At 74.5% G+C, this 12,691-nt stretch carries 8 protein-coding genes; 7 read left to right on the forward strand and 1 reads right to left on the reverse strand.

The annotated features are described in order from the left end of the window. From ACFUPX_RS30475 to ACFUPX_RS30485, 3 genes are all read left to right on the forward strand, one after another. Positions 1–1,395, forward strand: a complete 1,395-nt coding sequence (locus ACFUPX_RS30475; protein WP_383329772.1) for a protein phosphatase 2C domain-containing protein — start codon at positions 1–3, stop codon at positions 1,393–1,395. Positions 1,396–1,488: 93 nt separating this feature from the next. Beyond that, complete coding sequence (locus tag ACFUPX_RS30480) at positions 1,489–2,832, forward strand: VWA domain-containing protein (protein WP_383329775.1); 1,344 nt, start codon at positions 1,489–1,491, stop codon at positions 2,830–2,832. A gap of 79 nt (positions 2,833–2,911) precedes the next feature. Then, on the forward strand, positions 2,912–4,225 hold the full coding sequence (locus ACFUPX_RS30485) for an FHA domain-containing protein (protein WP_383329778.1): 1,314 nt from the start codon (positions 2,912–2,914) through the stop codon (positions 4,223–4,225). Between the two features lie 18 nt (positions 4,226–4,243). On the opposite strand, the gene ACFUPX_RS30490 is transcribed toward ACFUPX_RS30485, so the two are convergent. Next, complete coding sequence (locus tag ACFUPX_RS30490) at positions 4,244–5,218, reverse strand: methyltransferase domain-containing protein (RefSeq protein ID WP_383329781.1); 975 nt, start codon at positions 5,216–5,218, stop codon at positions 4,244–4,246. Positions 5,219–5,365: 147 nt separating this feature from the next. On the opposite strand from ACFUPX_RS30490, the gene ACFUPX_RS30495 reads away from it, so the two are divergent. The 4 genes from ACFUPX_RS30495 (at position 5,366) to ACFUPX_RS30510 (ending at position 12,488) form a co-directional block, all read left to right on the forward strand. Further along, on the forward strand, positions 5,366–5,779 hold the full coding sequence (locus ACFUPX_RS30495; protein ID WP_383329784.1) for a globin: 414 nt from the start codon (positions 5,366–5,368) through the stop codon (positions 5,777–5,779). Between the two features lie 115 nt (positions 5,780–5,894). Then, the gene (locus ACFUPX_RS30500) at positions 5,895–8,633 is read left to right on the forward strand and encodes an FtsX-like permease family protein (RefSeq protein WP_383329787.1); all 2,739 of its coding nucleotides are present in this window, start codon (positions 5,895–5,897) and stop codon (positions 8,631–8,633) included. Between the two features lies 1 nt (position 8,634). After that, positions 8,635–11,436, forward strand: coding sequence for an FtsX-like permease family protein (locus tag ACFUPX_RS30505; protein ID WP_383329790.1), 2,802 nt, complete (start codon positions 8,635–8,637; stop codon positions 11,434–11,436). A 98-nt stretch (positions 11,437–11,534) separates the two neighbouring features. Then, positions 11,535–12,488, forward strand: coding sequence for an ABC transporter ATP-binding protein (locus ACFUPX_RS30510; protein ID WP_383329853.1), 954 nt, complete (start codon positions 11,535–11,537; stop codon positions 12,486–12,488). The last annotated feature ends 203 nt before the right edge of the window (positions 12,489–12,691 follow it).

Consider the following 12,691-nt stretch of genomic DNA (forward strand, 5'->3'; position numbering starts at 1 on the left):
ATGTCGCAGATGCACCAGCAGACTGCCGGGGCGGGTTCCACGTGCCCCGGCTGCGAAGAGCCGCTGGAATCGGGTGACCTGTTCTGCGGCGCGTGCGGGTACGACCTGTCGGCACTGCCGGCCGGGTCGGACGACCGCCCCACCGTCGCGATGAACGGCTCCCCGTCCGCTCCACCGTCCGTGCCGCCGTCGGCGCCACCGCCCGACGCGTCGTCGCAGTGGCCCATCGCCCCGGACGCGGACAGCTCCGACATGCCGGTTCCCGCGCACCTGCCCACCGACCTGCCGGTCACGGAGTCGTCGGGCGGCGAGCTCTCCCCGAACGCGGGAGAGGCGCGGGCCGTGCGCACCGACGCGCCCTTCGCGTCGCCCGCCGAGCCCCCCGAGCCCGACGAGTACCCCCTGCCCGCGCCCGGCGCCCAGGAGCCCGAGCCCGCCGACCCCCGGGCGGTCCTCGCCGATCCCACGCCGCCCGCGGGCACCAAGCTCTGCGTGGCGTGCCGTTCGGGCCGTGTCGACCCGGACGGCTACTGCGAGAACTGCGGGCACGCCCAGCCGCGCGAGCGCGACCACATGGAGCAGGAGCTCGACGCGGTCGCCGCGGTCAGCGACCGGGGTCTGCGCCACCACCGCAACGAGGACGCGTTCGCCATCTCGGCGGCGGCGCTGCCGGACGGATCCCCCGCCGTCGTCGCGATCGTCTGCGACGGTGTCTCGTCCGCGACCCGCCCCGACGAGGCCTCGCTCGCCGCGTCCCGCGCGGCCAACGAGTCGCTCCTGGACGCCCTGCCGCGCGGCACGCACCCGCAGCAGGCCATGCACGACGCGATCCTCTCGGCGGCCGACGCCGTCAACGCCCTGGCCGCCGAGCCCACCGGGGCCAGGGAGCACTCCCCGCACCAGAACGCGCCCGCGTGCACGCTCGTCGGCTCGATCATCGCCGGTGGCCTCCTGGTCGTCGGCTGGGTCGGCGACAGCCGTGCCTACTGGGTTCCCGACGACCGCAGCGGCCCGACCGTCCGGCTCACCGAGGACGACTCGTGGGCCGCGCAGATGGTGGCGGCGGGTCTGATGAACGAGGCGGAGGCGTACGCCGACGAGCGCGCGCACGCCATCACGGGCTGGCTCGGCGCGGACGCGTACGAACTGGAGCCGCACACCGCTTCCTTCAAGCCGGACCGTGCGGGTGTAGTGGTCGTGTGCACGGACGGACTCTGGAACTACGCGGAAGCGGTGGAGGACATGGCGCGGGCCGTGCCCGTCGATTCCGCCGTGCGCCCGCTGCACAGCGCCCAGGTCCTGGTCGGCCACGCGCTGGACGGCGGGGGCCACGACAACGTAACAGTGGCGATTCTGCCGTTCCGTGTCGTGCCGCAAGGGGCAGGATCCGCCTAGTGAAGGCTCCCCGCGACGGGGGGCCGGCCACGCGCACTTGTCACCCACCGGCTTGGGGAAGCCGGTGGGAACGTATAGGGGGAACAGGGATCCATGGCCAATTTCTCGAAGTCGAACGTGCCGCAGTTCTCGGTCGACGTCTATCAGAACGAGTACATGGCGGAAGGCGCCCGCGAGGTCAACGCGATCGCCACGGTCACCTCGACCGGCGGTGGCACGGTGGGAGCCGCGGTGAGCGCCCCGCACCTCTACTCGGCGGGGCAGACCCCGGACGCGGCCGTGGCGATCATGGTCGACTGCTCCGGATCGATGGACTACCCGCCGACGAAGATGCGCGGCGCCCGTGATGCCACCGCCGCCGCGATCGACGCCGTACGTGACGGAGTCCACTTCGCGGTGATCGGCGGCACCCATGTCGCCAAGGAGGTCTATCCGGGCAACGGCCGCCTGGCGGTCGCGGACGCGCAGACCCGTGAGCAGGCCAAGCAGGCCCTGCGCAAGCTCAGCGCGGGCGGCGGCACGGCGATCGGCACCTGGCTGCGCCTCGCCGACCGGCTGCTCTCCTCGGCGGACGTCTCGATACGGCACGGAATCGTGCTGACGGACGGCCGCAACGAACACGAGTCACCCGAGGACCTCCAGGCCGCCCTCGACGCCTGCGCGGGCCGCTTCACCTGCGACGCCCGCGGTGTGGGCACCGACTGGGAGGTCAAGGAGGTCACCGGCATCGCGTCCGCCCTCCTCGGCACCGCCGACATCGTCGCCGACCCCGCGGGCCTGTCCGCCGACTTCACGCAGATGATGGAGGCGGCGATGGGCAAGGAGGTCGCCGACGTCAGCCTGCGGGTGTGGACACCGATGGGCGCGGAGATCAAGTTCGTCAAGCAAGTGGCGCCCACCGTCGAGGAGTTGACCGGCCGCCGCACGGAGGCGGGACCGCGCGCCGGCGACTACCCCACCGGGTCCTGGGGCGACGAGTCCCGGGATTACCACATCTGTGTGGAGGTGCCGAACGCGGAGCTCGGCCAGGAGATGCTCGCGGCCCGCGTCTCACTGATCGTTCCGCAGCCGGACGGCAGCGCCCAGACGCTCTCGCAGGGCCTGGTGCGGGCCGTGTGGACGGACGACATGGCCGCTTCTACGTCGATCAACCCGCAGGTGGCGCACTACACGGGCCAGGCGGAGCTGGCCCAGGTGATCCAGCAAGGCCTCGACGCACGCAAGTCGGGCGATATGGACGGAGCGACGGCCAAACTGGGCCGTGCCGTTCAGCTCGCCAGCGCGTCGGGCAACGAGGACACCGCCAAGCTGCTTTCGAAGGTGGTCGACGTGGTCGACGCCGTGGCAGGTACTGTTCGATTGAAGGCGCGGGTCGCCGAGGCCGACGAGATGACTCTCGAGACCCGGTCCACGAAGACCGTGCGCGTGAAGAAGTAGCACCATCCGTACTCATCAGTAGCCCCACAAGCAGCACGTACGGCCCTCGGGCCGGAGAAGGAGAGGGGGAAGCGCCGACATGCCGACCTGCCCGAACGGACACCAGTCGGGTTCCGACGACTGGTGCGAGGTCTGCGGTCACCGCATGGCCGGTGCCGTACCGCCGCCCCCGCCGCCCCCGGCCGCTCCCGGTTACGGCTATCCGCCGCCGGGCCCCGGCCAGGACCCCGGATACCCGCAGCCCGGCCCCGGCCAGCCTGCCGGATACGGGTACCCGCAGCAGGCCCCCGGCCGACCGCACCTGTCGTCCGTGCCGGACCAGGCCGCCGAGCCCGAGCTCTGCCCGCAGTGCCGCACGCCCCGCGAGGGGGGCGCGCCGTTCTGCGAGGAGTGCCGCTGGAACTTCCTGACGAACACGGCGACCTCGTACACCCCGGCCGCCCCGCACCCGCCCGCGCCGAACCCGGCGCAGCAGTTCCAGCAGCCCCACGGCCAGCAGCCGCACGGCCAGCAGTCCCCCGGCACCCAGCCCGGCCAGGACCCGTTCGGCTACCAGGGCTCGCGGCCCTCGCAGATGAACCGGCCCGCGGAGCCGATCCCGCCGTTCGGCAACGGCAACCCGTCCGGCCAGGTGCCCCCGCCCTACAGCGGTGACGCGCCCCCGCCGCCCTACGGCGGCGACCAGTCGGGCAGGCCCCCGCAGGCGTTCCAGCAGCAGGGTCCGCCGGCGCCGCCCGCGTTCCCGCAGGAGACGGGGACCCCGCCGCCCCCGCAGCCGCAGCAGCCGGGCCCCGGCGGTCCGTCCTTCGGTGGCGACGACGACTGGATGCTCCCGCCGCCCTCGCAGTCCGCTCCGGCTCCCGGCGCCCCGCAGGCTCCCGAGCAGGGCGAGTGGGTCCGCCAGCCGAGCCCTCAGCCGCCGCAGCAGACGCAGGCGCCGCAGGGCCCTCCGGGCTATCAGGCGGTGCCCGGTCCCAGCACCGGCACGGTCACCTGGTCGGCGACGATCGGTCCCGACCGTGAGTACTTCATGGCGATGATGCACCGCAGCGGCCCCGAGGCGTCGGGCCTGAACCTGCCGGCGTACTCGCCCGAGCAGCAGCGCCCGCTGGCCGGCAACCAGATCACCATCGGCCGCCGCCGCCACTCCACCGGAGACACCCCGGACATCGATCTTTCGGTGCCGCCGGAGGACCCGGGCGTATCGCACCAGCACGCGGTCCTGGTCCAGCAGCCGGACGGCAGCTGGGCGGTCGTGGACCAGAACTCGACCAACGGCACGACGGTCAACAACGGCGAGGAGCCCATCCAGCCGTTCGTCCCCGTGCCGCTCCAGGACGGCGACCGGGTGCACGTGGGCGCCTGGACGACGATCACGATCCGGCACAGCTGAGGATCGCTCGACGCGGGTTCAGGCCAGTGGCCAGGCGTACGGCCCTTCGGGGTCGTCGAGCCAGGCCCACTCGTGCGGCCCGCGGACGGTGACCCCGAACCGCTCGCGCACCGGCCGGTCCTCGCGCTGCCACAGGGCGAGGGCCTCGTGGGGATCGAGGCTCCCGGCCGTCAGTTCGAGCAGAAAACGGAAGAGTTCGTGTCGCAGGGCCCTGCGCGGCAGCCCCCCGAGGTGCTGCTCGTGCGGGGCCCTCGTGCTGCCGCCCCGCAGCGGCACGAAGTACGCGGGCGTGTGCAGGAAGCGGCCTTCGGCGTGCTCGGCGTCCCGCACGGTCAGGGCGATCAGGCCGGTGGCCAGCGGGGCCAGGATGCGGGCGCCCGGTCGGCACTGGGCCAGCCAGGGGCGCGGCACCGAAGGCAGGGTGCAGGTCGCGATGATCCGGTCGTACGGGGCGCGCTCGGGGCACCCCGCGGTGCCGTCGCCGGTGACGACGGCCGGGCGGTAGCCGGCGGCCGTGAGATGCCGCCGCGCGGTCTCGGTGATCTCCGGGTCCAGATCGACGGTGGTCACGTGCTCCTCGCCGAGCCGGTGGGCGAGCAGGGCCGCGTTGTAGCCGGTGCCCGCGCCGATCTCCAGGACGTCGCGGTCGCCGTCGCGCAGATCCAGCTCCGCCAGCATCTTCGCCATCAGGGAGGGCTGGCTGCTGGAGGAGAGCAGCTCTCCGTCGCGTACGCGGGTGGCGAGCGGGACGTCCGCGTAGGCGCCGCGCAGCCAGCGCTCCCGGCGTGCGGGGTCGGGGTCCTCGCCCCACAGCCGCTCGTGGCCGCCGCCGGACGAGGTGACGTAGTAGTACGGCACGAAGAGGTGGCGCGGGACCTGTTCGAACGCCGCTCGCAGCCCGGGGTCCCGCGTCCAGGCGCCGCTCGCCTCGATCTCCCGCACCAGGGCGGATCCGGCCGCCGCGGCCAGAAGTGGGTCGACTGTGGGTCCCATAGAGCCACTGTGCTGCGGTATGGCCCGCGATGCGAGCGGCAGGACGCATCGATCCGGAGGAGATCGGTCCCGATACGGAGGGGATCAGCCGCGATGCGGAGGCGATCAGTCCTAAGTCTTCCGTCCTCGGCCGCCCCGTCTGAGACCATGGACGGTGTGAAAGAGATCCCGCGCGGCACGCTTCAGGAGCAGACCTTCTACGAACAGGTCGGCGGCGAGGAGACCTTCAGGCGCCTGGTGCACTTCTTCTACCAGGGGATCGCGGAGGACCCGCTGCTGCGGCCGATGTACCCGGAGGAGGATCTGGGCCCGGCCGAGGAGCGCCTCGCGCTGTTCCTGATGCAGTACTGGGGCGGCCCCCGCACGTACAGCGACAACCGCGGCCACCCCAGGCTGCGCATGCGCCACGCCCCGTTCACCGTCGACAGGGCCGCGCACGACGCGTGGCTCAAACACATGCGGGCCGCCGTCGAGGAGCTGAAGCTCTCCGAGGAGCACGAGCGGACGCTGTGGAACTACCTGACGTACGCGGCGGCGTCCATGGTCAACTCCGAGGGCTGACGGCTCTCCGCGCGCTCCCCACCCCCCTTCCCGAACTGCCTGCACTCTGAAAGCATCCGTACGGACTTTCGGGGGCGAAAGGCGTACGGCACGGGCACGGGGGGTCGCGGGGGCTGTGACGGGGTTCATTTTTCTGCGCGTGCGCGCGCACCGGCTGCTCCTTGCCGCCGCGCTCCTCGCCGTCCTGCTCACCACGGCGGTCCTTGCCACGCTCACGGCGTTCTCCGGATCCATCGGTGACGTGTCGCTGCGGCACAGCCTGCGTACGCGCTCGGCGGCCCCGGCCTCGCTCGTCGTGCGGGCCCAAGTCCCGCCAGGCGCCCAGGAGTCGGCGGGCCGGGCGGTGCGCGACGCCGCGCGGCGCACGTTCGACGGGCTTCCGGTGGGGCTGCGCTCGCTGGCCCGTTCGGGGCCCTACGCGCTGCCGGGCACCCCGCGCGGCGGCCGGCCCGACCTCACGCACTTCGCGGCGCTCGACCGGTCCAGGATCCGTCTGACCAAGGGCAGTTGGCCTGCTCCGTACGAGAACTCGCCGACGTCACGGGCGTCGCGGGGCAAGGTGGTCGAGGTCGCCCTCCCCGAGGCTGCCGCCGCCCGGCTCAAGCTCGGCCCCGGCTCCGCCCCGCTCACCCTCACCGACCGGCTCACCGGACCGAAGGTCACCGTCCGGGTGAGCGGCGTGTACCGCCCCGCCGACCCCACCGAGCCCTACTGGCAGCTGGACGACCTCGGCGGCCGTGGCGTGCGCGAGAGCGTCTTTCTGACGTACGGGCCACTGCTCGCCGACCCCACGGCCCTGCGGCACGTATCGGCGGACCGTACGCAGTGGCTGGCGACAGCGGACTTCGGCTCCATGACCACGGGCCGCGTCGACGCCCTGCGCGAGGCGGCGAGGAGCGGGCCCGCCACGCTCGCCAAGTCGGCTTCCCTGGGCGGCAGTCCGAGCGCGAGCACGGACCTCCCCGATGTCCTGGACCGGGCCGAGCGCGCACTCCTGGTGTCCCGTTCGACGCTGCTCATCGTCGCCCTCCAGCTGATCATGCTCGCCGGGTACGCCCTGCTGCTCGTGGCCAGGCTGCTCAGCAGGGAGCGCGCCGGTGAGACGGGCCTGCTCCTCGCCCGCGGCGGCTCGCGCGGCCGGGTCGTCCAGCTCGCCGCGGTCGAGGCGCTGCTGCTCGCGCTTCCGGCCGCGGTGCTCGCACCCCTGCTCGCGGGCCCGCTGACCCGGCTGCTCGCGGGGCAGGGAGCGCTGGCCCGGACGGGGGTGCGGCTCGACGCGGCGGTCGGCGCGGACGTATGGCTGATCGGCGTGATCGCGGCCCTCGGCTGCGCGCTCGCGGTGGTCGCCCCCGCGCTCTCGGCCGGCTCCGGGTCGCTGCGGCGGACCCGAGCCGCCGCGCTGCCCGCGCCCCTGCGGGCGGGCGCCGACGTGGGGCTCCTGGTGATCGCGGCGGTGGCGTACTGGCAGCTGGACGGCAGGACGTCGGGCTCCGGCACCCTGAGCGACGACGGCGCGGGAACGCTCGGCATCGACCCGCTCCTGGTGGCCGCGCCCGCCCTCGCGCTCCTTGCGGGCACGGTCGTGACGCTGCGCCTGCTGCCGCCCGCGGCGCGACTGGCCGAGCGGCAGGCGGCGCGGGGGCGCGGCCTGCCCGGGGCTCTCGCGGGCTGGCAGCTGAGCCGCCGCCCGTTGCAGGGGGCGGGGCCCGTGCTGCTGCTCGTCCTGGCCGTGGCGATGGGCATGCTGGCGATCGGCCAGAGCGCGTCCTGGGACCGCTCGCAGGAGGACCAGGCGGACTTCAGGGCGGGTACGCAGATCAGGGTGCTCGGCAGCCGGGTCCCGGAGGCCCGGCAGCCCGAGGTCTACGCGTCCCTGCCCGGCGTACGCGACGCCGCCCCCGTGGCGCGCTCCACGATGGACCTCTCGGACGACCGCCGGGCGACGGTGCTCGCGGTGGACGGCGCGCGGGCGCTGCCGGGGCTGCTGATCCGGGAGGACGGCCGGCAACGGGCGGCGATGACCGAGGCGTTGCGTTCGCCGGGGCCCGGGGCGGTCGTCACCGAGCGGTTCCTGCGCTCCAGCGGGGCGGACGTGGGCTCCCGGATCGATGTGCCGCTGGGCAGCGGTTCGTTGCGCGTGACCGTCGTCAAGGCGGTGGCCCAGCTGCCGACCGCGGGGGCGGCCGAGGGGCAGGAGGGCGACGAGGCGGTGGACGGCGGGGCTCTGCTCCTCGACCTGCCGGGGGTGGACGCGCTGCTCAAGAAGGACGGCAAGAGGGCCCTGTCGCCCACGGAATGGTGGCTCACCACGACCCCCGGCGACTCCGCCGACGCGGCCGCCGCCCTGCGGGCCCGCCCCGACATCGACCCCGAACAGGTCCTGGTCCGGGACGAGATCGCCGCCGAGCTGCGCGACGACCCGCTGGGCGCGGGACCGCAGTCCGCGCTGCTCGCCGTGGCGGCTGCGGCGGCCGCGCTCGCCGCGGTGGGCTTCGCCGTGAGCGCGGCGGGCTCGCTCCGGGAGCGCTCGGCGGAGTTCGCGGTGCTCCGCGCGCTCGGCGCCCCGCGCCGTCAGCTGGCCCGCCTGATCGCGGCCGAACAGGGCTTCCTGCTCGGCCTCGCCCTGCTGGTGGGGATGGCGCTCGGCGCGGTCCTGACCCGTGCGGTGGTCCCCTTGATCGTGCTGACCGGCGAGGCCACCCAGCCGGTCCCGCCGGTCCTGGTGGAGCTGCCGCTCCCCCAGGTGGCCACGCTCCTCGCGGCGACGGCGGCCGTCCCCCTCCTGATCATCGCGGCCCTCGCCCTGCGCCGGGGCGACCCGACGGTGTCCCTGCGCCACGACGGAGGCAACTGACGTGCGCCACGCTCCTGTTGCCGCCCCTGTCGCCCCGTGGATCAGGACGCGCCTGCGGGCCGCTCCCCTGCCCGCGCTCGCGCTCGCGCTGCTCGTGCTCGCCACCGCGTTCCTCGCCGCCGTCTTTCCGCGCGCGGTCGACGCGTACGAGAGCGAGGGGGTGCGCGGCGCGGTCGCCGGAGCCGGGGCCGCGCGCACCGGCATCGAACTCGCGGCGCCCGCACCCGGGTTGGAGGCCGACCAGCACGAGCGGGAGGAAGCGCTGCGGGGCCCGGCCCTGCGCGACCAGTACCGCGAGGTCGTCGCCGCCATGCCCCGGCCCCTTCGCGTCGACCGCGCCCAGTCCACGTACGGCGCACGGACCCTCGAACCGCCCGAGGGGCTGGACCGCTGGCTGCCGCGCCCCACCTCGATCGCCCCGCAGTTCACCCTGGCCGCACAGGCCGATGTCGGCGCCCACGCGCGCGTACGCGAAGGGCGGCTCCCCAAGGGCGAGGGGCTGACCTCGGACAGCCGCCGGGTGGAGGCCGCCGTGACCGCGGACACCGCCCGCGCCCTGAAGCTCCGGGTCGGCACCGCCGTGCATGTGGGCTCCGTGCTCGGCGAGCGCGTCACCGTACGGATCACCGGGATCGTCGCACCGCGCCGCCCCAAGGACGCCTACTGGTCGTACGACCCCGTCCTGCGCACCCCCGCCCTGATCGAGGTGCCGGGCGGCGACCCCCAGTCGGCGAAGAAGCGCTGGCACGCCGCCCTGCTGCTCGCGCCCGGCGCCGGGCCCTTCCTGCCCGCCGTCGACCAGAATCCGCAGCGGTACTGGCGCGTCGCCCCCGACCCGGGCGCCCTGACCGCCCGCGACGTACCCACCCTGAAGGAGCACATCGCCTCGCTCGAAGGCGGGCCGCTGCGCAGCGAGTTGCGCGGATTCACGCATGACGACGCGCTGGTCTCCACCGGGCTCGACAAGGTCCTTGGCGGGTACGAAGGGCTGCGCGACGCGGTGACACCGATCGTCGCCGTGGCCGCGTACGGCATCGGCGGGGTCGCCGTCGTCGTCCTCCTGATGACCTGCTCGCTCACCGCCGTACGACGACGCGGCGAGCTCGCGCTGCTCCGGGCGCGCGGCGGGTCCGTGCGGGGCGTGGCGGCGCGGCTGCTCGCCGAGACGTCGGTGGCGGCGGTGCCCGCCGCCGCCATCGGGCTGCTGCTCGCGTTCCTCGCCGTGCCGCACGCGCGCGCGTGGCCCTCGATCGTGGCGGCGGCCGGGGTGTGCGCGCTTGCCTGCGCGGCGCTGCCGGTCCGTGCGGCGTTCGCGCACCGCGGTCAGCGGACGCACGAAGGCCGCGACGATCTGGTGACGGCGCGTCCCTCGCGGCGGCGCACGGTGGCCGAACTGGTGCTGCTCGTTCTGGCGGTGGGGGCGGTGGTGACCCTGCGGCGGGGCGGGCTCGGCGGCTCAGAGCCGGGTGCCGCAGGCGGCTCCGATCCCGGGGACGGCTCCGCGGGGTGGCTGGTCAGCGCCGCGCCCCTCCTTGTCGGCGGTATCGCGGCGCTCCTTCTCGTACGGTTCTATCCGCTTCCCCTGCGCCTCTTCGCGCGCCCGCTCGCACGCCGCCGAGGCGCCGTCGGGTTCCTGTCGACGGCGAGCGCGGGCCGGGCGTCCGCCGCCCAGGCGCTGCCCCTGCTCGGTCTGCTGCTCGCCCTGACGACGGCGGCGTTCGGCGGCTCCGTGCTGACCGGCATCGCCGACGCCCGCGACCGCACGGCGCTCCTCGCGGTGGGCGCGGATGTCCGCGTGGACCGCGGCGACGGCAACCTGCCCGCCTCGCTCGCCGCCGAGATCCGCGGGACGCCGGGCGTGGGCGAGGTGGCCGCCGTCCACATCGACTGGTACCTGGAACTTCCCGACCACTCCACCGCCCCCTTGGTCGCGGTCGACCCGGCGGTCTACGCACGCCTCACCCGCACCACAGGCCTCGGCCCGTTCGGGGAGGACGAGTTGGCGGCGCCCGGTGGCCGCCGGGCCACGCTCCCCGCCGTGGCCTCGCCGGACGTGGCCCGGCGGCTCGGCAAGGGCCCGCACAGCTTCCGCACGCCCGCCGGTAGCTTCAGGGCAGCGGTCGGGGCCGTCAGGAGCGGCACCCCCGCCCTCCCCGCGGACAGCGCGTTCCTCCTGATCGACCGCCGGGTGCTCGACCACCCGGCGGACACCGCGCTCCTGGCCACCGGAGCCTCGGGGCGGCGGATCGACGCGGCGGCCCTGAACCGGTCGGCGCGGGCCGCGGGGCCCGGCGTCGAAGCGACGTTCCGCGCCACCGAACGCGCCTCGCTCACCGATTCGCCGCTCCAGTCGGGCGCCGAGCGCATCTACACGGCGGCGGTCGCGGCGGGCGCCGGGTACGCCGTCCTTGCCGTCCTGCTCGCCCTCCTGCACTCCGCCCCGCAGCGGGCCGCGCTCCTGGCCAGGCTGCGCACCATGGGCCTGAGCAAGCGCCAGGGCCGTCGCCTGCTGGTCCTTGAGTCACTGCCCCAGGCGGTGCTCGCGGCGTGCGGCGGGGCGCTCGCGGGGTGGGCGGCCATCGCCCTGCTCGCACCCGGGGTCGACCTGGCCCAGGTCGCCCTCGCGGCACGCGGCACGCTCGCGGGGCCCGGCGACGTGACGCTGCGGGCCGATCCGTGGTCCTTGCTGGTGCCCGCCGCGGGCGTGGTGATGCTCACGGGCGCCGTCGCCTTCGTACAGGCGTGGTGGACCGCGCGGCACACGGCAGCGACCGATCTGAAGACAGGAGACACCACTAGATGACCCCCGGCGCATCCAGCACATCTGGCACACCCGGCACGCCTGCGCCCACCCCCAGGCTCACACCCGCGCTCACACCCGCACCCGCACCCGCCGCCGCCATGTCCTCGCTCGCGGAGCTGGAGGCGCGGGCCACCGCCCACCGCGACCGCCCCGCCTACGGTCATGACGCGCTGATCACCTGCGATCGCCTGGTCCGCATCTTCTCCACGGACGGCGTCGAGGTACAGGCGCTCCAGGGGCTCGATCTCCTGGTCCGCGAGGGCGAGTTGATGGCCCTGGTCGGCGCGTCGGGCAGCGGCAAGTCGACGCTGATGAACATCCTCGCCGGGCTCGACGAGCCGACCGCGGGCTCGGCGCGGGTCGCGGGCCGCGATCTCCTGGCGATGGGCGCGAAGGAGCGGCTGCGTTACCGCAGGGAGGCCGTCGGCTTCGTCTGGCAGCAGACGGCACGCAACCTGCTCCCATACCTGACGGCAGCTCAGAACGTAGCCCTACCGATGCAATTGAAGGGAGGCCGCCGCACGTCACGCACGCACAAGGCCGAACGAGCTTCGGAACTCCTGGAGTTGATGGCGGTGTCGGACATCCGCGACCGGCGCCCGCACCAGCTCTCCGGCGGCCAGCAGCAGCGCGTCGCCATCGCGGTGGCCCTCGCCAACAACCCCTCGGTCCTGCTCGCCGACGAACCCACCGGCGAGCTGGACTCGCACACCGCCGAGCAGATCTTCGCCGCCTTCCGCACCGCGAACGAGGAGCTGGGCACCACCATCGTCATCGTCACCCACGACCAGGCGGTCGCCTCGGAGGTCCGCCGCACGGTCGCCATCCGCGACGGCCGCACCTCGACGGAGGTCCTGCGCCGCACGGAGGTGGACGCGTCGACGGGCCAGGAGTCCGTGACCTCCCGCGAGTACGCGATGCTGGACCGGGCGGGACGCCTCCAGCTGCCCGCCGAGTACACGGCGGCGCTGGACATGCGGGACAGGGTGGCGCTCGAACTCGAAGGGGACCACATCGGGGTGTGGCCGGACGACGGGCGCGTGGGTGAGTGACGGGGAACCCGACAAGGCCGGTGGCCCCGACCCCTTAGGCCGGGGTCACCGAGAGGCCGCCAACCCCTAAGCCGGGTCACCGAGAGGCCGCCGACCTCCAGGCCGGGGCCACCGAGAGGCCGCCAACCCCTAGGCCGGGGTCACAGATAGGCCGCCAGCCCCTAGACCAGAGTCACCGAGAAGCCGCCGACCTCCAAGCCGGG

The sequence above is a fragment of the Streptomyces sp. NPDC057302 genome (genome assembly GCF_042667685.1).
GTDB lineage: Bacteria > Actinomycetota > Actinomycetes > Streptomycetales > Streptomycetaceae > Streptomyces.

What these genes read in the sequence shown, in the direction of transcription:
- ACFUPX_RS30475 (WP_383329772.1), top strand. Translation starts at nt 1, where the DNA reads ATGTCGCAGATGCACCAGCAGACTGCCGGGGCGGGTTCCACGTGCCCC.
- ACFUPX_RS30480 (WP_383329775.1), top strand. Translation starts at nt 1,489, where the DNA reads ATGGCCAATTTCTCGAAGTCGAACGTGCCGCAGTTCTCGGTCGACGTC.
- ACFUPX_RS30485 (WP_383329778.1), top strand. Translation starts at nt 2,912, where the DNA reads ATGCCGACCTGCCCGAACGGACACCAGTCGGGTTCCGACGACTGGTGC.
- ACFUPX_RS30490 (WP_383329781.1), bottom strand. Translation starts at nt 5,218, where the DNA reads ATGGGACCCACAGTCGACCCACTTCTGGCCGCGGCGGCCGGATCCGCC.
- ACFUPX_RS30495 (WP_383329784.1), top strand. Translation starts at nt 5,366, where the DNA reads ATGGACGGTGTGAAAGAGATCCCGCGCGGCACGCTTCAGGAGCAGACC.
- ACFUPX_RS30510 (WP_383329853.1), top strand. Translation starts at nt 11,535, where the DNA reads ATGTCCTCGCTCGCGGAGCTGGAGGCGCGGGCCACCGCCCACCGCGAC.